Raw genomic sequence first — 22,226 nt, forward strand, 5'->3', positions numbered from 1 at the left:
AGCTGTGGTTTTAAAGTTTATGTATAAGTCTTTAATTTTTAACTGGAGTATTCTTTAAAATCTCTAATAAAAATTTCCAGAATTTTTGTGTTGATGATATTTGTGCGCGCTCATCAGGTGAGTGTGCACCTTTAATATTTGGACCGAAAGAAACCATATCCATTTCTGGGTAGTTTTGGCCTAAAATACCACATTCTAATCCTGCATGACATGCAGCTACAATAGGTTTTTCGTTGTGTAACTCTTCATATAAATTAGTTACAGTTTTTAAAATCTCAGAATTTACGTTTGGTAACCATCCAGGATACGAACCAGAAAACTCTACATCAAAACCAGCTAATTCAAAAGATGAACGTAATGAGTTAGCTAAGTCCCACTTATTTGTTTCAGAAGAAGAACGTGTTAAACATCCAATTTTAATAGCACCATCTTTTACAATAATACGAGCAATGTTGTTTGAGGTTTCTACTAAACCTTCAATATCAGGGCTCATTCGATATACACCATTCAACGCAGCATAAACCGCTTTAATTAATCCTTCTTGAACACCTAAGTCCATTACAGTTTCAGGAGTGTCAACTTCTTTTAATTCAATAGAAAGATTAGGTTCTAGTGTTGAAAACTCAGCTTTGATGTTGTTGATAAGCTCATGTATTTCAAATTGGAAAGGTTCTTTAGAAACAGCATCAATAACTACAGTTGAAAAGCTTTCGCGAGGAATAGCATTGCGTAAACTACCTCCGTCAATTTCCGAAACACGTAATCCGAAATTCGTAAAACCGTCAAATAACAAACGGTTCATAATTTTATTAGCGTTTCCTAAACCTTTAATAATATCCATTCCTGAGTGACCACCATTTAATCCTGTAACAGAAATTTCATAGGCGATTGTGTTTTCAGGAGTAGTTTCTTCACTATAATTTCTAGTAGCGGTAACATCTACACCACCAGCACATCCCATTCCTATTTCATCATCTTCTTCAGTGTCTAGATTTAATAAAATTTCACCTTCTAATAAACCTCCTTCAAGTCCCATTGCACCTGTCATACCTGTTTCTTCATCAATTGTGAATAAAGCCTCGATAGCAGGGTGAGGAATATCAGTAGATTCTAAAACTCCCATGATAGCGGCAACACCTAAACCGTTGTCGGCTCCCAATGTAGTTCCGTCAGCTTTAACCCAATCACCATCTACAAACATTTTAATTCCTTCGGTGTCAAAATCAAAAACAGTGTCTGCATTTTTTTGGTGTACCATATCTAAATGGCTTTGCATTACTACTGTTTTTCTGTCTTCCATTCCAGGTGTAGCAGGCTTGCGAATAATTACATTCCCAACTTTATCAACCATGGTTTCAAGATTTAGTTTCTTACCGAAATCTACCATAAATTGAATGACTCTTTCCTCTTTTTTTGATGGACGAGGTACAGCGTTTAAGTCGGCAAAATTTTTCCAAACAGCTTTTGGTTCTAGGTTTCTTATCTCTGAATTCATGTGAATTGAAGTTTTAATTTTAAAGCTACGAAGATACTTAATCCTTATCGAAAAATTGTAAATTCGCAACATGGATTTTTCGTCGAAATTATTAGAAAATGCAGTAAATGAAGTAAGCAGATTACCGAGTATTGGTAAGCGTACTGCACTTCGTTTGGTGTTACATTTATTAAAACAACCGAAAGAAAATACGAAGTATTTGGCAGAGGCTTTAACGCATTTACGAAATGATGTAAAATCGTGTAAAAAGTGCCATAATATTTCAGATACAGTGTTATGTGATATTTGTAGTAATCCGAAGCGAAATGCTGAGATTGTATGTGTAGTGGAGGATATTCGTGATGTAATGGCGATTGAAAACACAGCACAATATAGAGGTTTGTATCATGTGTTAGGAGGGAAGATTTCTCCTATTGAAGGAATTGGTCCTCAAAATTTACAGATTGAATCGTTAGTGGAAAAAGTAAAAGAGGGAGAGGTTAAAGAACTGATTTTCGCGTTAAGTTCTACTATGGAAGGAGATACAACGAACTTTTATATTTACAAACAGATAGAAAAATACGGAGTAACTACATCAACCATTGCTAGAGGAATCTCAGTAGGGGATGAGTTAGAATATGCAGACGAGGTTACACTAGGTAGAAGTATTGTGAATAGGATACCTTTTGAGCAGTCTATAAAGGGATAAAAAAAGCGAAGTTTTAAACTTCGCTTTTTTTATGTTATTTTCTTTTGAATGCAGTAAACCATTCAATAGCTGTAAAAGTGTTTTTGTTGTCAGAAAAAACTATTTTCAAAATATTCTCAGAGGTTTCAGAAGAAGCAATAATTTCATAGTATCCTTTTCCTTTATAACTCCATGTGCCCTTTGTGGTATTTTTTATTTGACAATTATTAGTGCTGTTTTTATTTTCATAAATGGTACTTAAAAAAGTACCGTTTTCATAAAAAAACATAGTTGATTTTTTATTACAGTCGTCGACTTCTATTCCATCATAAGAAAAGAAATACCAAGTTCCTATAATAGGGTCTAAATTGTTTTCATCGTCAGAAGAACAAGCGAATAAGCTAAATATAGCAATTGTTAAAACTAAAATTTTTTTCATAGCACTATTATTTTTTTATAGATTATTCGTTTAGTTTTTCATCCTCATCCATCAATTCTTGCTCGTATTTATCCCAAGATTTTTTAGCTCTTACTTTTTTATAGTAACGGATACCAATCATCAATAATACGCCAAATAAAATAATTCCTACAACGCCCCAAATCCAGTTGATAGCACTTTTTAAAACGACTAAAAATACAACAGCGAATAAAATTACAGTTGGAATTTCATTAAATATGCGGAGTTTATTAGGTGTGTATTTAATCTCATCACGTTGTAGTTCTTTGTATATTTTATGGCAAAATCCGTGGTAAAAATATAGCGCTAATACAAAAGCTAATTTTACATGCATCCAAGGCATTTTTAAGTAATAAGGATTTTTATATAGCATCCAAAAAGCAAAAAAACTTGCTAAAAATAAAGAAGGCCAAGTAATAATATACCATAAACGTTTAGACATTAACTTGTATTGAGTTTGCAATATAGACTTGGCAGGTTCGTCTTTTTTTTCTGCTTCTACATGGTAAATAAACAGACGACCTATATAAAATAATCCGGCAAACCAAGTTACTACAAATATAATGTGTAATGCTTTTACGTAATAAAAATCCATGAGTTTTAATGTTTGAAAGTTGTAAAATTACAAGTTTTTAATTTTGTTAACTTATAACTTGAAAGAGATTATCACGTCGTTATCGCTTCTCATAATGACAGTTTTTGTGTCATTGCGAGCCTTTCGACTGTGGCTCAAGAGAAGCGAAAGCGTGGCAATCTGTTAATTGTTTGTTGTTAACTGAAATTCATTAATCCATCCAGCTAAAACATCTACCCATTCATCATTATCATTAATACAAGGAACTGTGTAAAATTCTTCACCACCAGCTTCTAAGAACTCGTGTTTTCCTTCCATAGCTATTTCCTCTAGTGTTTCTAAACAATCAGATACAAAAGCAGGAGTTACAATAGCTAATTTTTTAATGCCATCTTTTTCTGCTTTATTTACAATAGTTCTGTCGGTATACGGTTGTAACCAAGGATCCACTCCTAAACGTGATTGGAATGAGGTAGAAACTTTATTTTCGTCTAATCCTAATTCAGAAATTACATTTTTAGTGGTTTGATAACATTGATGACGGTAGCAATATTTATGAGCTTCTGAAGGAGTATTACAACAACTTAAATTTCCTACTTCAGGATTACAGTGCGATTTTGTAATGTCAGATTTTCTGATGTGACGCTCTGGAACTCCATGATAAGAGAATAAAATATGGTCATAATCTTTATCAGATAAATAATCTTTTATGCTATTAGATAGTGCTTTTATATATTCTGGTTTGTTATAAAAAGCAGGGACATCGGTAATTTTCATGTTAGGAAAGAATTCTTTTCTTAACTCTTCAGCTAATACCAAAATAGTTTCAGTAGTTGCCATGGCAAATTGAGGATATAACGGAACTAATAAAACTTCAGTAACACCTTTGTCGTGTAATTCTTGTAATCCACTTTTAATTGAAGGGTTTCCATAACGCATTGCTAAGGAAATAGGAAGTTCTGTTTTTGCTTGTACTTTGTTTTGTAAACGTTCTGATAATACAATTAAAGGAGAGCCTTCTTTCCACCAAATTTTTTGATAGGCTTCAGCTGATTTTTTTGGGCGCGTATTTAAAATAATACCTTTAACAATAAATGTTCTTAGCCAGTAAGGAACGTCAATAACACGTTCGTCCATTAAAAATTCTCCTAAGTATTTTTTTACGTCTTTAGGGTTTGTGCTTTCTGGTGAGCCAAGGTTTACTAATAAAACTCCTTTCATACTATTTCAAGTTCTTTTCTTTTAACTGATTTGTCGTTTCGTATAATGCGATAGCTAAACTGTGAATTACATTCATGCTAGAATTTCTTCCGTACATTGGTATCGCAACTGTTGCGTCTACTAAATTTATGTTTTCTATACCGTTTCTTTCGCTACCCAAAAGTAATACAATTTTAGAATGTGTACAGAAATCGTAATCGCTAATATCTATGCTTTCATCGGTAATTTCAATTCCAATAATAGTGTTTCCTTCTTCTTTTAATTGATGGATAAGTTGTTCGAAATTGTTATACGTATTATGTGATATTTGTTGAATTGTATTTCGAGCAGTTTTTTTTACAATTCTATTATCTACAGAAGGAGAGCTTTCGTGTAAATATATTTTAGATACGCCAAAACTTTCTGAAATTCGAAAACACATTCCTATATTTTCAGGAGTACGGATAGTATCACAAACAATGGTTATAGGAAATTCTTGTTGGTTATTTTCTATATCGTAATGAGTAAGTTGTTTCATTTTATAAGATTATGAGTTTTTAATTTTTTTCTACTGTTGTAAACTCATTACATATTGTTTAGGGGTAGTGCCAAACTTTTTTTTAAAAGCAGCAATAAAATGACTAGAAGTACTATAACCAACCTGTAAACCAACTTCGTTAACATTATATTGGTTACTTTCTAATAGTTTTCTAGCATGATCCATTTTATAGTCAAACAAAAAGCTGTATACAGTATCTCCATAAATTTGTTTGAATCCTTCTTTTAATTTTTTTAAGTTTAAACCTACTTCGTTAGATAAATCTTGTAAACTAGGAGGCTCACTCATTCTAGCAATGATTATATCTTTTGCTTTTCTTATTTTTAAAACTTCACGATCATCCACCAAAAAAGGACAATATTCTTCATTGGTGTTTTCACCGCTGTCAAAATGTAAACTTAATAGCTCGTATGTTTTTCCTTTTATATAAAGGTCTTTCATAGAGCTTTGGTTTTTCGCTGTTAAAATTTGTTGAAGTACGAATAAAACATTAGCACTTATTTCTGCGTTGTCGTAATATTTTTTATTTTTATTATTTTCACTTAAAAAAGGTATATAACTAGCTTCTTTAGAGAAAAGAGCGTGAAACTTTTCAATAGAAATTAAAACTGAAACCAAAGAGGTTTTAGGTAGTATTTCTAAATTGATAGGTAAATCTTGTTGTGGGTTATATAGGAAAATTGAATGTTTGTCTAAAACATTAAAAGTATAGCTATTGTTATTGAAGTTAAACTTACAATTACCTTTAACACAGTAGTGTAGTTGTATGTATGAGTTGTCTATATCTCTTTTAAAAAACTCCGTTTGGTCAGAATTGTTTTGAAATTTTAGGACAAAAAACCCTTTTTCTATAGAAATTTCTCTAAATGTACTTTCTGCGATGTTTTTTGACATGAATTTAGTGGTTTACGTAAAACTTGTTATTTAGAATGGTTCTAAAATAAAATGTTTTCCCTAGTCTATTTTACTACAAAAATACACTTTTACAGAAGTTTTTAGGGGGTTTTTAAGTGAAAAAACAAATAGCGACATTAAAAGTTCTTTTAGCGATACTTTTTTTTGTTCAATATTTATATTTTTGACCGACTTTTTTGAAGAAGACTCAATGATAGTAGAAAACAAACATCATAATAATTTATACAATATAGGCGTTAGTTATAAAAAGGCTGATGCTTTGATTAGGGGGAAATTTAGTATTTCTAAAGAAAATCAAATACAACTTTTAGAAGAAGCCAAGCAAAGAGGTATAGACGGAATTTTTGTGTTGTCTACTTGTAATAGAACAGAAATTTGTGGTTTTGCAGAACATCCTTTTCAGTTAATAAGCATGTTGTGTAAATACTCAAATGGTTCGGTAGAAGAATTTGCAAACGTATCAAACGTATACAAAAACAAAGAGGCTATTAACCATCTTTTTAGAATGGGAACAGGTTTAGATAGCCAAATTTTAGGTGACTACGAAATAGTAGGGCAGTTACGTCAGGCATTTAAACAAGCTAAAGAAGTAGGAACTACAAATGCTTATTTTGAGCGTTTGTTGAACCATGTAATGCAAGCAAGCAAGCGAGTTAAAAATGAAACTAAGTTAAGCTCAGGTACCACTTCAGTATCATATGCAGCTGTTCAATACTTAATTAATAATTTGCCAGATTACAACTCGAAAAATATTTTAGTATTTGGATTAGGTAAAATGGGAAAACATACCTGTAAAAACCTAGCAGAATACACACAAAATAAATCGGTAAGTTTAATTAATAGAACTGAAGAAAAGACTTCAGCATTTGTAAAAGAACATAATTCTATTAGAAAAGCGTCATATGCAAATTTAGCAAAGGAGGTTTCAAATAGTGATGTTCTAATTGTTTCTACAGGAGCAAGTTTTCCTACGGTTACAAAAGAACATGTTTCAACAGATAAGGAATTATTGATTTTAGATTTATCAATGCCAGCAAATGTGTCAAAAGAAGTGGCAGGTTTAGAGAATGTAACAATGGTAAATGTAGATGATCTTTCCAAAATAACTGATGAAACATTAGCAATACGCCAACAAGAAGTACCATTAGCAGAGGCGATTATTGAAACTCATAACCAAGAATTTCAAGAATGGTTAAATCATAGAAGATTTACGCCAGCAATTACTGCTTTAAAAGAATCATTACAAAATATTCAACAAGGAGAAATAGCCTTCCATAAGAAGAAAATTAAAAATTTTGATGAAGAACAGGCAGAAATATTAACATCAAGATTTATTCAAAAAATAACCACACAGTTTGTTAAACACTTAAAAGACGAAGAAACTTCGGTAAATACAAGTATTGAAGTAATGGCTAAAGTGTTTGGAGCAAATTTAGAAACCATCCATGCAGAAGATAATTAGAATAGGTACCCGCGATAGCCAATTGGCTATGTGGCAAGCAAGAAAAGTTCAAAAACTTTTAGAAGAATTAGGCCATCAAACTCAATTAATCCCCGTTAAAGCAACGGGTGATTTAGTTTTAGATAAACCCCTTTATGAATTAGGAATTACAGGGATTTTTACTAAAAATTTAGATATCGCTATGTTGAATGACGACATTGATATTTCAGTACATTCTATGAAAGATGTTCCTACAGTATTGCCAGAAGGTATTATACAAGCAGCTGTTTTAAAACGTGCTAATTATAACGATATATTGTTGTTAAAGGACAATGAAGAGTTTATGGCGCAACCCAACGGAGTAGTTGCTACAGGTAGTTTACGTAGAAAAGCCCAATGGTTAAATCGTTATCCAACTCACAAGGTAGAGGGTTTACGTGGAAATGTAAATACACGCTTGCAAAAGTTAGAAAGTAATGACTGGAACGGTGCTATTTTTGCAGCAGCAGGATTGGAACGTGTAGGTTTAAGACCTAAAGGAGCTGTTAATTTGTCTTGGATGATTCCTGCACCAGCACAAGGAGCTATAATGGTTACAGCTTTAGATGAAAATCAAGAAATAAAAGAAATTTGTGCTAACCTAAATGATAAAGACACTGAAATTTGTACAGGTATAGAGCGTGAGTTTTTAAATCGTTTAGAAGGAGGATGTACAGCACCTATTGGTGCATTAGCTTTTATAAATGAGAAAGAAGAAGAAATTAACTTTAAAGGAGTTTTACTAAGTAGAGATGGTAAAAAGAAAATTGAAGTTAGCAAGAAAGTAAAAGTAGGAAAACATAAATATATAGCAAAAGATTGTGCAAATTACGTGATAGATAAAGGAGGGAAGCTAATTATGATGGAAGACGAAGGAATTGAAAAACAGTTTTCAATCTATTCGACAAAAAAACTATCAGAAGCACAAAAAAAACTATTACCAACAAGCATGAATGTTCAGGATAGTGATTTTATTAAAATTCGATTTAATAGAATTGCTCCTAAAGTAGTTAAGGAAGAAATAGAAAATGTAATTATTACTAGTAAAAACGGAGTAGAAGCATTACTAAACTCATTTACTTCAGATGAATTACAATTTAAAAATATTTATTGTGTTGGTAGAAGAACCAAAAAGTTAATTGAACAACGTATAGGAAAAGTAAGACACTCAGAAAGAAATGCTAAGAAACTTTCTGATTATCTGTCAAAAGAATTAAAAGGGCAGGAGGTAACTTATTTCTGTAGTAATCTACGTTTAGATACTTTACCACTTATCTTAAAAGCAAAGGGCATTACTGTAAATGAAGTAGAAGCTTATAAAACAACGTATAGTCCAGCAAAAGTTAATGAAAAGGTAAATGGAGTGTTGTTTTATAGCCCATCAACAGTAGAGAGTTACATGGAAAAAAATACTGCAGATAAAATAGCTTTTTGTATTGGAGATAGTACTGCTAACGAAGCAAAAAAACATTTTAAAGAAGTACAAATAGCAAAATTACCAACAGTAGAAAGCGTTTTGGAGTTGGTTAATTTACATTTTGTAAAGGAATAGAAATGAAGGGAATGTTTTATTTTATGTGTTTTTTGTTTCTTTTTAGCTGTAAAAATAAAAAGACAGAAAAACTTATATATCCACGTCAAATAGGAGATATTGGTTATGATGTAAAGTTAGACAGTCCAAGTTTTATTCCATGCAACGAAAATGATAAAATATTTCAATACTTCAATAATGGCAAAGGTTTAGAGTATAAAGGAAGTAAAAGAGAAATAGAAAATTTATTTAAAAAAAAGTATACTCATATAAAAGTGGATGAAAGCGGATTGATAAGGATTCGTTTCATTGTTAACTGTAAAGGAGAAACAGGCAGGTTTAGAGTTATACAAATGAATAATAACTACGAACAATTTACTTTTGATAATAGAATCACTAATCAGCTATTGATGTTAACTCAAAGCTTAAATGGCTGGAAAACAAAACAAGATGGTCGAGATAGAGAAATAGATTATTATCAATACTTGATATTTAAAATTGAAAAAGGAAACCTTATTGAAATTTTACCATGAGATCTATTATAATATGTTTGTTAAGTTTTTTTGCGAGTAATACTTTTACTCAAAACTGCAATGCATACAAATGGGAAGGGGAGATTAAAAAATATGAGGCTTGTAAAAAACAAAAAGAAGCCTATCAATTTTATCAGTTCACCAAAAAGTATCAAGAATTATTAGATGAAGCCATACAGATAGATTCTACTTATGATAAAGCTTATTGGGCTAAGTCAATTGCATATTTAAAAAGTGGAGATTTTTTATCATGGAAACCATTAATTGACAAGGCTGTAGAATTAAATCCTAAAATGCATTTAGGTTATAGAGGATGGTGTAGATATCAATTTTTTAGAGATTATAAAGGAGCTATAAAAGATATAGAACAATATGAAAAAATTATAAAAGATGATATAGGTTACTGTCAAAATGGAGACTATCATTTACGAATAGCAAAAGCAATTTGTTATAAAGCAGTTGGAAAAAAAGATAAGGCAATTAAAATAATAGAGGATTATTTAAAAGATAATAACGAAGAACCTGATCTGTACAACTATTTTCATCTAGGAGTTTTGTATTTCGAAAAAGGAAATTATAATAGAGCTTTAAGTAACCTTATGAAGCAAAAGGAGAATAATAATTTAGCAGATAATAGGTACTACATAGCAATGTGTTATAAAAAAAAGAATAACCTCAATAAGTATAAAGAAATAATATTAGAAGCAAAGAAGTTATTTGAAGAAGGATATTTATTAAATGATCCATACACTCATCACTATGATAAGGTGTATTTGTCTCAAATAGAAGAAGAAATTAATAAAAGTAAAAGATTTACCCCTTAAACTTTTAAAAAGAAAATTAATGTTTAGAACACGAAGACTAAGAAAAACAGAAAACATCCGTCGATTAGTTAGAGAAAATAAGCTTTCGGTAGATGATTTTGTATACCCATTATTTATTGAAGAAGGAACAGGCATTGAAACCGAAATTCCATCAATGCCAGGAATCAATCGTTATTCATTAGATACTATTTCTAAAGAATTAGATGAAGTTGTAGCTTTAAAAATTCCAGCAGTATTGTTATTCGGTATTCCATCTAAAAAAGATGATGAAGGGACTGAAACTTGGAATGATAACGGAATTATGCAACAAGCTATCCGATTCATAAAAAAGAATTACCCAAGTTTATATGTAATTACTGATGTATGTTTTTGTGAATATACAAGTCATGGTCACTGTGGAGTTATACACGATAATGATGTAGATAACGATGCAACTCTAGTTAACTTAGCAAAACAAACCGTATCACATGCGAAAGCTGGAGCAGATATGGTAGCACCATCAGGAATGATGGACGGTGCTATAGCTATGATGCGTGAGTCGTTAGATAATACAGGTTTTGCGAACTTACCAATCATGGGATATTCTGTAAAATACGCATCAGGATTTTACGGACCTTTCAGAGAAGCGGTAGATTCAGCACCGTCGTTTGGAGATAGAAGAACGTATCAAATGGACCCTTCTAATAGAGATGAAGGTTTACGTGAAGCAACTTTTGATGATGAAGAAGGAGCAGATATTTTAATGGTAAAACCAGCTCTATCGTATTTAGATATCATAAGAGATTTAAAAAATAATTTTGATAGACCTATTGCTTGCTATAATGTAAGTGGAGAATACTCAATGGTAAAAGCAGCAGCCGAAAAAGGTTGGATTGATGGTGAAAAAGTAATGATGGAGAGCTTACTTTCTATGAAAAGAGCTGGAGCAGATATTATCATAACCTATTTTGCCAAAGAAGCAGCTAGAGTTTTAAATAGATAATTAAAAAATGAGTTAATCAACTAAAAACTCATAATTAACAACTAATAATTAGCGAAGAATGAGCTTTAAGAAATCACAAGAATTATATAACAAAGGATTAGAAAACTTAGTAGGAGCAGTAAATTCACCAGTGCGTGCATTTGCATCCGTAGGAGGGAATCCTTTATTCATAAAAAAAGCGAAAGGAAGTAAGATTATTGATGTAGATAATAATTCATACATTGATTTAGTGTTGTCTTACGGTCCAATGATTTTAGGACACCGCCATAAAAAAGTAGAAAAAGCTATTAGAAAAGCGTTGAAAAATGGGTATTCTTTTGGAGCATCAACAAAAGGTGAAATTAAATTAGCAAAAATTGTTTGTGATGCTTTTCCGGGAATGGATAAAGTACGCTTTGTAAATTCTGGTACAGAGGCTGTATTAAGCGGAATTCGTTTAGCGAGAGCGTTTACTGGAAAAGACAAAATTATAAAGTTTGCAGGTTGTTATCACGGGCATCAAGATGCTTTATTAGTAGCTGCAGGTTCTGGTTTAGCTACGTTGAGTTTACCAGGAAGTAAAGGAGTTCCAGAAGGAGCTGTAAAAAATACGTTGATTGCAAATTACAACGATTTAGAAAGTGTAAAAGCACATTTTGAAGCTCATGATGATATTGCAGGAGTTATTTTAGAACCTATCGCTGGAAACATGGGAGTGGTAACTCCACAAAACAATTTCTTAAAAGAATTAAAAGAGTATCTAAACTCAAAAGGAGCCTTATTAATTATTGATGAGGTAATGACAGGTTTCCGTTCTAAGTTTGGGGGAGCTCAAGAAATATTAGGTGTTGAAGCTGACATTACTTGTTTAGGAAAAGTAATTGGAGGAGGTTTTCCAGTAGGAGCCTATGGAGCACGTAATGAAATTATGGAAACAGTAGCCCCATTAGGAGGAATGTATCAAGCAGGAACATTAAGTGGTAACCCAATTGCCATGGCAGCAGGAATTTCAACCTTAACAGAATTAAAGAAGCAAAATCCATACGAAAAGTTCAATGAGATAGCTCAAATTATTGAGGTATTCTTACTAGAATCAGCAAAAAAGCACGGAGTTGAAATTACAGTTAACCGATTTGGTTCGATGATTAATCCATTCTTTACTAATAAAAAAGTAACCAACTTTGAAGATGCACAAACTTCAGATACGAAGAAATATGCAACTTTCTTTTGGGAAATGACTAAAAATGGGGTGTTTTTACCTCCAAGTCAGTTTGAAGCTTGGTTCTTATCATCAGCATTAACAGAAAAAGATATTCAAGAGATAGCTAATGCCATTGATAAGTCGATGGAAGCAGTATCAAAAATGTAGAATAAATAATTGTCATTACGAGGAAGAATGACGTACAGATAGACATGATAAAAAACGATTTATTTTTAAAAGCATTAAAAGGAGAAACAGTTGATCGTCCACCAGTATGGATGATGCGTCAAGCAGGAAGGTATTTGCCAGAGTTTATGGAAATTCGAGAAAAGTACGATTTCTTTACACGTTGTAGAACTCCAGAATTAGCATCAGAAATTACAGTACAACCAATTCGTAGATACGGAATGGATGCTGCAATATTATTCTCAGACATTTTAGTAATTCCACAAGCAATGAATATTGAAGTGGAAATGAAACCAAATTTTGGACCTTATTTACCAAACCCTGTAAGAGACAAAAAAGGATTAGATAGTGTAATTATACCTGATATTCATGAAGAATTAGGCTATGTAATGGATGCTATTAAAGCAACTAAAGAAAAGCTGAATGATGAAATACCATTGATAGGTTTTGCAGGGTCTCCATGGACAATTTTATGTTATGTTGTACAAGGGCAAGGGTCTAAGAATTTTGATAAGGCAAAAGAATTTTGTTTTACGCAACCAGTTTTGGCACACGAATTGCTTCAGAAGATTACAGATACCACAATTGCTTATTTAAAAGAAAAGGTAAAAGCAGGTGTGAATGCTGTACAAGTTTTTGATTCTTGGGGAGGAATGTTATCTCCAACAGATTATCAGGAGTTTTCATGGCAATACATTAATCAAATAATAGAAGCATTAAAAGATGATGCACCAGTAATAGCTTTTGGTAAAGGATGTTGGTTTGCCTTACATGAAATGGCACAATCAAATGCTTCAGCTTTAGGAGTAGACTGGACGTGTTCAGCAAGAAACGCACGCTATTTAACAGGAGGAAATATTACATTACAAGGTAATTTTGATCCTTCAAGATTATTGTCTCCACCGGCCGAAATAAAAAAGATGGTACACCAAATGATAAATGAGTTTGGTAAAGACAAATATATTGTTAACTTGGGGCACGGAATTTTACCAAATATACCGATAGAGAATGCAAAAGCATTTATAGATGCGGTAAAAGAGTATAAAGCCGACAGATAACCCCTTTTAAATAATTAAAAATGAAGAAATTATCTTTTGTTTTGATGTGTTTTTTAACAACTGTTATTTTCGCACAAAATAAAACGTATTACAATTTTGCAGTAAACAATTGTGTAGAAGAAAGTGCCGAAGGTTTGATTGATAAGTGCATTAAAGGCTCTTATTTGTTAAATTATAACTTTACTACAATTGACAGTAAAACAGTAAGTACAGACAAAATTAACAAGCCAATTGTATTGATAGCTAATGCTACTTGGTCGGCTCCTTGCTGGGGAGATGTACCAGCCCTAAACAAAATGGTAGAAAAATATAATAATCAATTGGAGTTTATTATGATTTTCTGGGATAAGGAAGCTAAAGTTAAAAGAATGGCTGAAAAGCTAGATAAGAGAATTAAGCTTGTTCCTGCAAGAGATATTGATAAAGTTCAAAAAGGATTTTTAGATATCAGTGGGTTTGTTCATAAGTTAGACTACCCAACAGCATACTTAATAGGTAAAGACAAACAGTTTGTTAATGTTAAAAGAGGAGCTGCAACACCAACAAAAGAAGTAGGTTGGGATAAAGTTAACGAAATAAATACCAAAAACTTTGAAGATTTTTTAGCACCAATATTAAAATAAATCATTTGAAATAATATTACTAGTAACCTCTTTCTTTATTGAAAGAGGTTTTTTATTTTCACACAAAAAAAGATATGATACAAAATATTGTAAAAGGAATTAAAGCCTATTTTGGTGCTTTCGGAATGATTTCAAAACTAAAGCTATGGAAGTATTTTATTATTCCAATGTTTATAAGCCTATTAACAGCAACGTTTATTGGTTTTATGGCCTATACATTTTCAGATAATATTGGTCATTATGTAGCCAATTTCTGGAAATGGGAGTTTGGTAAAGAAACCTTTGAGGTTATCAGTACTTTTATAAGCGGATTACTTATTGTGGTAATAGGTTTGGTATTGTATAAACATATTGTAATGGCTTTATCTGCGCCTTTTATGAGTCCAGTTTCAGAAAAAATTGAAGATCATCTTAGAGGAGAAGACCATACACATAGAATAACTTCTTTTCAAGAGCAATTAATTAGAGGTATACGAATAAACCTTAGAAATTTAACTAGAGAGCTCTTATTGACAATCCCTATCTTATTGTTAGGTTTTATTCCTGTAATTGGTATTATTTCAACGATATTACTGTTTTTAATGCAAGCATATTATGCCGGTTTTGGAAATATGGATTATACCTTAGAACGTCATTTTAAATACAGAGAAAGTATCAATTTTGTAAAAGAAAATAAAGGGCTAGCTATAGGAAATGGAGTGGTATTTATGTTGTTTTTATTAATTCCTGTTATCGGAGTAATTTTGGTATTACCACTATCAGTAACCGCAGCTACTACAGAAACTATTAAGAAAATACAGCTTAAAAAATTACCAGAATAAGTACTTTTGCACGTCAATAGAAACAAACACATGAAAGAACAATTTTACGCCTACATTCAAGAATTACAAGATACCATAACATCAAAGCTGGAAGAAATAGATGGTGAAGCTAAGTTTCAAGAAGATTTATGGAAGCGTGCTGAAGGAGGAGGAGGTAGAACTCGTGTAATTGAAAATGGGAATATTTTTGAAAAAGGTGGCGTAAATATATCTAAAGTATTTGGAGAGTTACCAGAAGCATTAAGAAAGCAGTTTGGAGTAGAAAGTGGAGATTTCTTTGCCTGTGGATTGAGCTTGGTAATTCACCCGAAGAATCCATTTGTACCTACAGTACATGCTAATTGGCGTTATTTTGAAATGTATGATGGTGAAGGAAATATTGTTACCCAATGGTTTGGTGGTGGACAAGATTTAACTCCGTATTACTTATTTGAAGAAGACGCAATACATTTTCATGAGATATGTAAAGAAGCTTGTGATAAGCATCACCCAGATTTTTACCCAAAGTTCAAAGAAACTTGTGATAATTATTTTTGGAATGCGCATAGAAATGAAGCACGTGGCTTAGGAGGCTTGTTCTTTGATTATTTAAAAGAAACAGAAGAGTTCTCTATGCAAGATCGATATGATTTTGTAACTGAAGTAGGAAATAGCTTTTTAAACTCCTATGTGCCTATTGTTGAGAGAAGAAAAGACATTGCCCACACTCAGGAGCATAAAGATTGGCAGGAAGTTCGTCGTGGTCGTTATGTAGAATTCAATTTAGTACACGATAGAGGAACCTTATTTGGTTTAAAAACTAATGGACGCATCGAAAGTATTTTAATGAGTTTACCACCAACAGTACAGTGGAAATATAATCACCATCCAAAAGAAGGTTCTGAAGAAGCAAAATTATTAGAGGTATTGACAAAACCTAAAAATTGGGTGTAAACATTTCTTTTAAAATAAATACAAAGGAAAAAAGACAAAACAGATAAAGTTTTGTCTTTTTTTGTTAGATAGAAAATTAATATTAAAAATAAAATAGTGCTTAATAATTTTAATTAGGTTAAAGAGTTCAAAAATAGAATTTTGAGTAAAGAAACAATAGTTTAATTAGATATTAGATTATTCGTAATGATATTCTCTGTTTATAGAGATAACAATAATCTATTTGTTGTTTTTTATAGTTGAATTGAGGATAATTTAATTGGTAAAGAAAAAATCAAAAATATTTAACGTATAAAACCATGAAAAAATCGTTGCTTTTTAGTAACTTCGCAAGCGTTTAAAATTATACACTATGGCTAGATACGAATTGAAGTTGCCTAAAATGGGCGAAAGTGTTGCAGAAGCAACAATAACTTCTTGGGTAAAAGAAGTTGGAGAAACTATTGATATAGATGATACCGTTGTTGAAGTAGCTACAGATAAAGTAGATAGCGAAGTACCTAGTGAAGTTGAAGGAACTTTAGTTGAAATCTTATTTGAAAAAGATGCTGTTGTGCAAGTAGGTGAAACTATTGCAATTATAGAAATAGAAGGAGAGGAAGGAGCAACAGCTGATGCGTCTAAGAAAGAAGAAGTTAAACCAGAAACTGTAGCTGCTGTAGAGAAAACTGTTGAAGTAGCTAAAGAAACTGTAGCTACTACGATTGATACTTCATCAAGCGATCGTTTTTACTCTCCATTAGTAAAGAGTATTGCACAAACAGAAGGAATATCTGTTGAAGAACTAGAAACTATAAAAGGAACTGGTAAAGAAGGAAGAGTTACTAAGAATGATATTTTATCATATTTAGAAAACAGAGGAAGTCAGCCAGAAGTTGTAGCTCCAGCTTCAACAGAAAAGAAATCAGTACCTCAGTCAGCACCAGCACCAACTCCTGTTTCGTTAAGTGGTCAAGATGAAATTATAGAAATGAGTCGTATGGGGAAATTAATCTCTAAACATATGGTTGACTCTATTCAAACATCAGCACACGTACAATCGTTTATTGAAATTGATGTAACTAATATTGTTAATTGGAGAAATAAGGTTAAAAAAGCCTACCAACAAAGAGAAGGAGAAAAGTTAACATTTACACCAATATTTATGCAAGCTGTTGCTTCTACAATAAAGAAGCATCCAATGATAAACATTTCTGTTGATGGAGATAAAATTATTAAAAGAGGGAACGTAAATTTAGGAATGGCAGCTGCCTTACCTGACGGAAATTTAATTGTACCAGTAATTAAAAATGCTGATATGTTAAATTTGGTAGGTATGACAAAGCAAGTAAATGATTTAGCTACTAGAGCTCGTGCTAATAAGTTAAAACCGGATGAGATTCAAGGAGGAACTTATACAGTAACGAATGTTGGTAGCTTTGGAAGTATTACAGGTACACCAATAATTAACCAACCTCAAGTAGCAATTTTAGCTTTAGGAGCTATTGTTAAAAAACCTGCAGTAATTGAAACTCCAGAAGGAGATTTTATAGGAATCCGTCATAAGATGATTGTATCACATTCTTATGATCATAGAGTAGTAAATGGAGCTTTAGGTGGTATGTTTATAAAAACATTAAAAGAAATTTTAGAATCTTGGGATGTAAATCAAGATTTTTAAGAAAGAAGAAATAATATTTTAAAAGGCTTAGGTATTTACCTAAGCCTTTTTGTTTCAACTATGTTGATTATTTAACTATTAATATTTTTATTGATACATTTTGAGAGTACAGTTTACCAAATATTAAGGCTTGCTTGAAGAATCTAGGAGTTTATTGAGAACTCTTATTTTTTATGAAAATACCACCAATTCATATCTCGTGTTAGTCGATACCCTAATTTTTCATAAAGCTTAATTGCAGGATTTCCTTTATTAGTATGTAAAATAGGATGTTTTCCAGCTTTTAAAATTTCTTTAGTAACATGTTGAGAAAGTTGTTTAGCCAATCCTTTTCTTGTATGTTCAGGATGAGTAACTACAGCACTAACTTCAATAAAGCTATCAGTTTGCATACGTTGTCCAGTTACAGCAACAAGTTTGTTATCCTTAAAAATCCCAAAATACTTTCCCATATCAAAAGTTCTTTTTCTATAATAACCAGGCATTACTAACCATACAAGGTTATAAATTTCATCAACATGTTCTTCAGTTAACGGAATTATTTCTTCAATAATATCAAAATCAGTTAAGTCTTCAAGTATCATTTGGCAACCATCAATCTTTTTGTATAGAAGAATTTTGTCTTTGTCATAAGTAGGTGTTTTATTTTCAGAAACTAAAAAGAATTTATCCGTAAGCTTTGCATATTCATTTAGAGCATAAGTTGTTTTTGAAGCCTCAGTAAAAGCACCAAAAGGACAAATAGTAGGATTATAAAACTTTACACTATTATAATTAATAGCAAATTTTTCATGTGTTTCACACAACGAATGCCAAACAGGATTTTGAAGTTTGTTATTCATTATAAATATTGGTTAAAGCAGTATTTAAGTTTGAAAAAATAAAATTATAAGCATTACTTGTTTTCTCATAGGAAATCCTACTTCCTTTTAATAAAATATAAGCCATTTCACCTAAAGCTATTTTCAAAATAAATGAAGGAGCATTCATGGGAAGTACAGGTTTATTAATAACCTTTCCTAGTAGCTTTGTAAAACTTTCATTAGTCTGATGTTCGGGAGCAACAGCATTATAAACTCCAGTAAAACCGTTGTCTTCTATCGCTTTTGTATACAGTTCACATAAGTCATGAATGTGAATCCAAGGTATATACTGTTTACCATTTCCTAAGGCAGATAGAAACAAAGGAGTATTCATCTTTTGTAATGCACCACCATTTTTAGAAAGTACAACACCAGTTCGTAAAATGGTTACAGGAATATCTATTTGTTCGAATTGAAGAGCAGCATTCTCCCATTTTACACAAATTTTAGAGATAAAATCATTTTCAGGTTTATCATTTTCTGTATAGATTTTATTAGAAGTAATTGCTCCATAATATCCAATACCAGAAGCAGAAATAAATTTCTTGATGGATATTTGATACTCTTGTATTTTATTAAATAGTAAAGAAGCTGTTTTTACACGGCTATCAATCAATTCTTTTTTTCTTTCATTAGTCCAACGTTTATCAGCAATTCCAGCTCCTGCCAAATGAATAATATAACTTACATTATTAAAAGCATCTTTATCAATAAAGCCTTCTTTAACATTCCAACGAAATTCGTTACTCTTTTTTGGAGTTCTGGTAAGAATGTTAACCACATGCCCTTTACTAGTTAACCTTTTTGTTAACTCTTTTCCGATTAAGCCAGTTCCTCCTGTAATTAATATAGTTGCCATAGTACTCAAAAATAAACATTCATTTTTAAAAAAGAGGAGAGTAGGAGAAAGATTATAAAAAAAATAATCATCAAATACCTAGTAAAATTAAGACTTACGAATCTTTTATAAAAAAAAGTTAAAAAAATAAAAACCGTCATCACCATTTTCTCGTAAGTAAGGTAGAATGAGTAATTAACTTTAAAATTTACAACCATGAAAAAAATGAAATTAATTATTGGAGCCGGTGCTTTAGCATTAATAGGTTTAGTCTTATTAGCAGCCGATCACATTGATGCTCCAGATGTAACAGGAGGCTCAAGTGATATTACAGACTTTTACGCTTTTCAAGGAGAAAATACGAGCAATCTTGTGTTTGCAGCAAATATTCAAGGATTACTAAGTCCTTCAGCTACGGCAGCAGCAAGTTTTGATGAAAATGTATTAATTGAGTTTAATATTGATAATACTGGTGATAATGTTGAAGACTTGGTAATTCAAGCAATTCCTAGAGATGGTAAAATGTACTTTTTTGGTCCATACAATCCATCAACTACTGGTTTAAGTAGTACGTTACCACAAGATGGATCAGAATATGGGGTTTCTATAACTCCTTATGGATCTAGTGCTATTATTGGTAGTAAGGGAGGAATGCAATTTTTTGCAGGGCCTAGAGACGATCCTTTCTTTATGGATTTTGCACAATACGGTGAAATTATAGCTGGAAATGCAGGTGGTTTTAACGATCCAGGAGCAGATACTTTTGCTGGAACAAATGTATTATCAGTAGTAGTAGAGGTGCCAAAATCTATGATTGGAGGCTCAGGTACTATTAATACTTGGGTAGAAACTAAAACGAAGCAGTAAAAATCAATCAACTTTAAAATTCAAAGACATGAAACTTAACAATATAAAAATTTTAGCAATTTCAATTCTATCAATCTTTGCCTTAGCAAGTTGTAGTGATGATGATAATAACATGCCACCAATGGCTTCTATTGACTTCTCGGGAAGTTACATGCAAAAAGACCAAATGGGTAGACCAGCAGTAAATACAGTATTTGTAAATAGCGATATGAAAGATGCGTTTAATGTAACAATACCGTCAGAACAAGGAGCAAATTTTGCTGCAATGTTTGAAACAAATTTAAAAGCGTTAAGCCCAGCATATGCAAATGACGGAGATACCAACGCATTAGGTTTAGATGCAGCAGCTTTTGCAGGTGTTTTAGCTACCGATGTATTAACCGTTTCATTAGATGGAACAACAACTTTTTATGATGGAACAAATGTGTTAACAGGTAGAGCTTTGGCAGATGATGTAATTACCGTTGAATTATTATTGATTTTCGGAGGCGAGGACTTTTCTGAAAATCCTACATTATCAGATGATCATGTAGATGGAAATGATAAAGACTTCTTAAGTTCTTTTCCATATTTAGCAAGTCCTTGGTAAAATGGGGAGACTAAACCTCCTGGGGTTAAAATTGGTTGCTTTTTAGCAACCAATTTTTAAACAAATTATTAACTAAAAATCCTTCTAAAATGAAAACTATAAAAATAATTATTTGTGCTATTTTAAGCAGCACAATATTAAGTTGTACAACTTCAAAAACAACAAAAGTAGCTAACCAAGAAGAGTATAATAAATATCTACAAAGTACAACCACCACTTCAGAATCGTTAGCTCAAAAAGAACTAGATTTTTGGCAGAAAAAACTAAACAATCAGCCAACGCAGTATCCATATTTAAGTAAAATAGCAAAGGCTAATTCATTACTTTTCTCAGAAAAAGGAAATATTTCTTATTTGATAGAAGCTGAAGAAAAGCTGTTAAAAATCAATCAAAAAACAAATTATAACAAAGCCTCACATTTACGATCATTAGCAAGAAACTATATTTCTCAACATCGATTTAAAGAATCGTTAGAATTATTAAAAAAAGCTGAGGTAAATGGAGAGAATCTAAATGCTACTGAAAAAATGTTGTTTGATGTTTATTTAGAGTTAGGTGAACCCAATAAAGCTTCAGAATACTTAGCTGAAATTGAAAACTATGCTGACTTTGATTACCTAATAAGAGTTTCTAAATGGCATGATTATAAAGGAGATTTATCTTCGGCAATCCGATTTATGGAAAAAGCCATGAAAAAAGCAGAAGAAGCTAATAATAAAGACTTAAAAGCATGGAGTTATACTAATTTAGCTGACTTTTATGGACATAATGGTCAAATAAAGGATTCTTATAAATTATACTTAAAAGCATTAGAACTAGATAACAGTAATGCGTATGCAAAAAAAGGTATTGCTTGGATTGTATATTCTCATGATAAAAATGCAGATGAAGCACTCCGAATTTTAGATATTATAAGTAACGAACATTCTTCTCCAGATTACTATTTGTTAAAGGCAGAAATAGCCGAGTTTAAGAATAATTTAACAATGAAAGAAAGTAATATAGAGGTATATTTATCGGCTGTAAAAAATAGCTCATATGGTGTAATGTATAATCAGCATTTAGCTAAATTATATTTAGAAGAATTTAATGACACATCTAGTGCGTTATCATACATCGAAAAAGAAATTGAGAGTAGGCCTACGCCACAATCTTACGATTTACTAGCCTGGTATTATTACAAAAATAAAGACTTTAAAAAAGCTTTAGAAGTAATTAATACATATGTAGTAGATAAAACTTTCGAGCCCGAAATACAGTATCATATAGCTGAAATTTACAAAGCAAATGGAATTAATGATAAAGCTATGGCTTTAAAAGAAGAGTTATTAGATAGCTCTTTTGAATTAGGTCCATTGATGACAGAAAAAATTTTAAATATATAACCAAAC

General features: G+C 31.6%; 23 protein-coding genes. 15 read left to right on the top strand and 8 right to left on the bottom strand.

Annotated elements, in window-relative coordinates; translation table 11 throughout:
• Nucleotides 1–31 precede the first annotated feature (31 nt).
• A complete protein-coding gene (locus AC3VJB_RS02535) occupies nucleotides 32–1,495 on the bottom strand; it encodes an aminoacyl-histidine dipeptidase (RefSeq protein WP_437824324.1) in 1,464 nt (487 codons plus the stop codon).
• 70 nt (nucleotides 1,496–1,565) lie between these two features.
• On the opposite strand from AC3VJB_RS02535, the gene recR reads away from it, so the two are divergent.
• Complete coding sequence (gene recR / locus AC3VJB_RS02540) at nucleotides 1,566–2,183, top strand: recombination mediator RecR (protein ID WP_437824326.1); 618 nt, start codon at nucleotides 1,566–1,568, stop codon at nucleotides 2,181–2,183.
• Between the two features lie 34 nt (nucleotides 2,184–2,217).
• Here recR and AC3VJB_RS02545 read toward each other — a convergent pair whose 3' ends face one another.
• From AC3VJB_RS02545 to AC3VJB_RS02565, 5 genes are all read right to left on the bottom strand, one after another.
• Entirely contained in the window at nucleotides 2,218–2,601 is a 384-nt protein-coding gene (locus tag AC3VJB_RS02545; protein ID WP_047789680.1) for a lipocalin family protein, read from the bottom strand.
• Nucleotides 2,602–2,623: 22 nt separating this feature from the next.
• Nucleotides 2,624–3,214 carry a CopD family protein gene (locus AC3VJB_RS02550; RefSeq protein ID WP_437824328.1) on the bottom strand — a complete coding sequence of 197 codons (591 nt, stop codon included), beginning with the start codon at nucleotides 3,212–3,214 and terminating at the stop codon, nucleotides 2,624–2,626.
• 162 nt (nucleotides 3,215–3,376) lie between these two features.
• On the bottom strand, nucleotides 3,377–4,414 hold the full coding sequence (hemH, locus tag AC3VJB_RS02555; protein WP_437824330.1) for a ferrochelatase: 1,038 nt from the start codon (nucleotides 4,412–4,414) through the stop codon (nucleotides 3,377–3,379).
• A gap of 1 nt (nucleotide 4,415) precedes the next feature.
• Nucleotides 4,416–4,931 (bottom strand): TrmH family RNA methyltransferase, encoded by a 516-nt coding sequence (locus tag AC3VJB_RS02560; RefSeq protein ID WP_073183164.1) that lies wholly within the window; start codon nucleotides 4,929–4,931, stop codon nucleotides 4,416–4,418.
• A 30-nt stretch (nucleotides 4,932–4,961) separates the two neighbouring features.
• Nucleotides 4,962–5,846: a helix-turn-helix domain-containing protein gene (locus tag AC3VJB_RS02565; protein WP_047789684.1), complete on the bottom strand. Its 885-nt coding sequence runs from the start codon at nucleotides 5,844–5,846 to the stop codon at nucleotides 4,962–4,964.
• Nucleotides 5,847–6,057: 211 nt separating this feature from the next.
• Between AC3VJB_RS02565 and hemA the strand changes: the two genes are divergently transcribed.
• The 11 genes from hemA to AC3VJB_RS02620 all read left to right on the top strand — a co-directional run bounded on the left by hemA (nucleotide 6,058) and on the right by AC3VJB_RS02620 (nucleotide 17,678).
• Nucleotides 6,058–7,329: a glutamyl-tRNA reductase gene (gene hemA / locus AC3VJB_RS02570; protein WP_239180229.1), complete on the top strand. Its 1,272-nt coding sequence runs from the start codon at nucleotides 6,058–6,060 to the stop codon at nucleotides 7,327–7,329.
• Nucleotides 7,313–8,899, top strand: a complete 1,587-nt coding sequence (hemC, locus tag AC3VJB_RS02575) for a hydroxymethylbilane synthase (protein WP_497666712.1) — start codon at nucleotides 7,313–7,315, stop codon at nucleotides 8,897–8,899. Before hemA ends, hemC begins: the two co-directional genes overlap by 17 nt.
• 2 nt (nucleotides 8,900–8,901) lie before the next feature.
• The gene (locus tag AC3VJB_RS02580) at nucleotides 8,902–9,411 is read left to right on the top strand and encodes a hypothetical protein (RefSeq protein WP_047789686.1); all 510 of its coding nucleotides are present in this window, start codon (nucleotides 8,902–8,904) and stop codon (nucleotides 9,409–9,411) included.
• Nucleotides 9,408–10,235 carry a tetratricopeptide repeat protein gene (locus AC3VJB_RS02585; protein WP_159490744.1) on the top strand — a complete coding sequence of 276 codons (828 nt, stop codon included), beginning with the start codon at nucleotides 9,408–9,410 and terminating at the stop codon, nucleotides 10,233–10,235. The genes AC3VJB_RS02580 and AC3VJB_RS02585 overlap by 4 nt, the downstream gene beginning before the upstream one ends.
• A gap of 19 nt (nucleotides 10,236–10,254) precedes the next feature.
• A complete protein-coding gene (gene hemB / locus AC3VJB_RS02590; RefSeq protein ID WP_047789688.1) occupies nucleotides 10,255–11,217 on the top strand; it encodes a porphobilinogen synthase in 963 nt (320 codons plus the stop codon).
• A gap of 58 nt (nucleotides 11,218–11,275) precedes the next feature.
• A complete protein-coding gene (gene hemL, locus AC3VJB_RS02595) occupies nucleotides 11,276–12,565 on the top strand; it encodes a glutamate-1-semialdehyde 2,1-aminomutase (protein ID WP_437824334.1) in 1,290 nt (429 codons plus the stop codon).
• Between the two features lie 44 nt (nucleotides 12,566–12,609).
• On the top strand, nucleotides 12,610–13,641 hold the full coding sequence (gene hemE, locus AC3VJB_RS02600; RefSeq protein ID WP_253057196.1) for a uroporphyrinogen decarboxylase: 1,032 nt from the start codon (nucleotides 12,610–12,612) through the stop codon (nucleotides 13,639–13,641).
• 20 nt (nucleotides 13,642–13,661) lie between these two features.
• Complete coding sequence (locus AC3VJB_RS02605) at nucleotides 13,662–14,264, top strand: TlpA family protein disulfide reductase (protein WP_082118662.1); 603 nt, start codon at nucleotides 13,662–13,664, stop codon at nucleotides 14,262–14,264.
• Nucleotides 14,265–14,338: 74 nt separating this feature from the next.
• Entirely contained in the window at nucleotides 14,339–15,085 is a 747-nt protein-coding gene (locus AC3VJB_RS02610; RefSeq protein ID WP_047789747.1) for an EI24 domain-containing protein, read from the top strand.
• Nucleotides 15,086–15,115: 30 nt separating this feature from the next.
• On the top strand, nucleotides 15,116–16,018 hold the full coding sequence (gene hemF, locus AC3VJB_RS02615; protein WP_159490750.1) for an oxygen-dependent coproporphyrinogen oxidase: 903 nt from the start codon (nucleotides 15,116–15,118) through the stop codon (nucleotides 16,016–16,018).
• Nucleotides 16,019–16,370: 352 nt separating this feature from the next.
• Nucleotides 16,371–17,678, top strand: coding sequence for a dihydrolipoamide acetyltransferase family protein (locus AC3VJB_RS02620; RefSeq protein ID WP_253680463.1), 1,308 nt, complete (start codon nucleotides 16,371–16,373; stop codon nucleotides 17,676–17,678).
• 164 nt (nucleotides 17,679–17,842) lie between these two features.
• On the opposite strand, the gene AC3VJB_RS02625 is transcribed toward AC3VJB_RS02620, so the two are convergent.
• Together AC3VJB_RS02625 and AC3VJB_RS02630 are read right to left on the bottom strand one after the other, a co-directional pair.
• Nucleotides 17,843–18,520, bottom strand: a complete 678-nt coding sequence (locus AC3VJB_RS02625; protein ID WP_073183151.1) for a GNAT family N-acetyltransferase — start codon at nucleotides 18,518–18,520, stop codon at nucleotides 17,843–17,845.
• Nucleotides 18,513–19,400 carry a TIGR01777 family oxidoreductase gene (locus AC3VJB_RS02630; RefSeq protein WP_167714010.1) on the bottom strand — a complete coding sequence of 296 codons (888 nt, stop codon included), beginning with the start codon at nucleotides 19,398–19,400 and terminating at the stop codon, nucleotides 18,513–18,515. The genes AC3VJB_RS02625 and AC3VJB_RS02630 overlap by 8 nt, the downstream gene beginning before the upstream one ends.
• A 195-nt stretch (nucleotides 19,401–19,595) precedes the next feature.
• On the opposite strand from AC3VJB_RS02630, the gene AC3VJB_RS02635 reads away from it, so the two are divergent.
• The 3 genes from AC3VJB_RS02635 to AC3VJB_RS02645 all read left to right on the top strand — a co-directional run bounded on the left by AC3VJB_RS02635 (nucleotide 19,596) and on the right by AC3VJB_RS02645 (nucleotide 22,220).
• Nucleotides 19,596–20,246 carry a DUF4331 family protein gene (locus tag AC3VJB_RS02635; RefSeq protein WP_253680459.1) on the top strand — a complete coding sequence of 217 codons (651 nt, stop codon included), beginning with the start codon at nucleotides 19,596–19,598 and terminating at the stop codon, nucleotides 20,244–20,246.
• Nucleotides 20,247–20,274: 28 nt separating this feature from the next.
• A complete protein-coding gene (locus AC3VJB_RS02640) occupies nucleotides 20,275–20,835 on the top strand; it encodes a DUF4331 family protein (RefSeq protein WP_281980233.1) in 561 nt (186 codons plus the stop codon).
• Between the two features lie 89 nt (nucleotides 20,836–20,924).
• Nucleotides 20,925–22,220, top strand: coding sequence for a tetratricopeptide repeat protein (locus AC3VJB_RS02645; protein WP_437824342.1), 1,296 nt, complete (start codon nucleotides 20,925–20,927; stop codon nucleotides 22,218–22,220).
• The last annotated feature ends 6 nt before the right edge of the window (nucleotides 22,221–22,226 follow it).

It is taken from the genome of Tenacibaculum sp. TB-53, from assembly GCF_059716285.2.

Bases quoted from the DNA above. Each gene is read 5' to 3' on its own strand.
- AC3VJB_RS02535 (WP_437824324.1), bottom strand. From the start codon at position 1,495: ATGAATTCAGAGATAAGAAACCTAGAACCAAAAGCTGTTTGGAAAAAT.
- recR (WP_437824326.1), top strand. From the start codon at position 1,566: ATGGATTTTTCGTCGAAATTATTAGAAAATGCAGTAAATGAAGTAAGC.
- AC3VJB_RS02545 (WP_047789680.1), bottom strand. From the start codon at position 2,601: ATGAAAAAAATTTTAGTTTTAACAATTGCTATATTTAGCTTATTCGCT.
- AC3VJB_RS02550 (WP_437824328.1), bottom strand. From the start codon at position 3,214: ATGGATTTTTATTACGTAAAAGCATTACACATTATATTTGTAGTAACT.
- hemH (WP_437824330.1), bottom strand. From the start codon at position 4,414: ATGAAAGGAGTTTTATTAGTAAACCTTGGCTCACCAGAAAGCACAAAC.
- AC3VJB_RS02560 (WP_073183164.1), bottom strand. From the start codon at position 4,931: ATGAAACAACTTACTCATTACGATATAGAAAATAACCAACAAGAATTT.
- AC3VJB_RS02565 (WP_047789684.1), bottom strand. From the start codon at position 5,846: ATGTCAAAAAACATCGCAGAAAGTACATTTAGAGAAATTTCTATAGAA.
- hemA (WP_239180229.1), top strand. From the start codon at position 6,058: ATGATAGTAGAAAACAAACATCATAATAATTTATACAATATAGGCGTT.
- hemC (WP_497666712.1), top strand. From the start codon at position 7,313: ATGCAGAAGATAATTAGAATAGGTACCCGCGATAGCCAATTGGCTATG.
- AC3VJB_RS02580 (WP_047789686.1), top strand. From the start codon at position 8,902: ATGAAGGGAATGTTTTATTTTATGTGTTTTTTGTTTCTTTTTAGCTGT.
- AC3VJB_RS02585 (WP_159490744.1), top strand. From the start codon at position 9,408: ATGAGATCTATTATAATATGTTTGTTAAGTTTTTTTGCGAGTAATACT.
- hemB (WP_047789688.1), top strand. From the start codon at position 10,255: ATGTTTAGAACACGAAGACTAAGAAAAACAGAAAACATCCGTCGATTA.
- hemL (WP_437824334.1), top strand. From the start codon at position 11,276: ATGAGCTTTAAGAAATCACAAGAATTATATAACAAAGGATTAGAAAAC.
- hemE (WP_253057196.1), top strand. From the start codon at position 12,610: ATGATAAAAAACGATTTATTTTTAAAAGCATTAAAAGGAGAAACAGTT.
- AC3VJB_RS02605 (WP_082118662.1), top strand. From the start codon at position 13,662: ATGAAGAAATTATCTTTTGTTTTGATGTGTTTTTTAACAACTGTTATT.
- AC3VJB_RS02610 (WP_047789747.1), top strand. From the start codon at position 14,339: ATGATACAAAATATTGTAAAAGGAATTAAAGCCTATTTTGGTGCTTTC.
- hemF (WP_159490750.1), top strand. From the start codon at position 15,116: ATGAAAGAACAATTTTACGCCTACATTCAAGAATTACAAGATACCATA.
- AC3VJB_RS02620 (WP_253680463.1), top strand. From the start codon at position 16,371: ATGGCTAGATACGAATTGAAGTTGCCTAAAATGGGCGAAAGTGTTGCA.
- AC3VJB_RS02625 (WP_073183151.1), bottom strand. From the start codon at position 18,520: ATGAATAACAAACTTCAAAATCCTGTTTGGCATTCGTTGTGTGAAACA.
- AC3VJB_RS02630 (WP_167714010.1), bottom strand. From the start codon at position 19,400: ATGGCAACTATATTAATTACAGGAGGAACTGGCTTAATCGGAAAAGAG.
- AC3VJB_RS02635 (WP_253680459.1), top strand. From the start codon at position 19,596: ATGAAAAAAATGAAATTAATTATTGGAGCCGGTGCTTTAGCATTAATA.
- AC3VJB_RS02640 (WP_281980233.1), top strand. From the start codon at position 20,275: ATGAAACTTAACAATATAAAAATTTTAGCAATTTCAATTCTATCAATC.
- AC3VJB_RS02645 (WP_437824342.1), top strand. From the start codon at position 20,925: ATGAAAACTATAAAAATAATTATTTGTGCTATTTTAAGCAGCACAATA.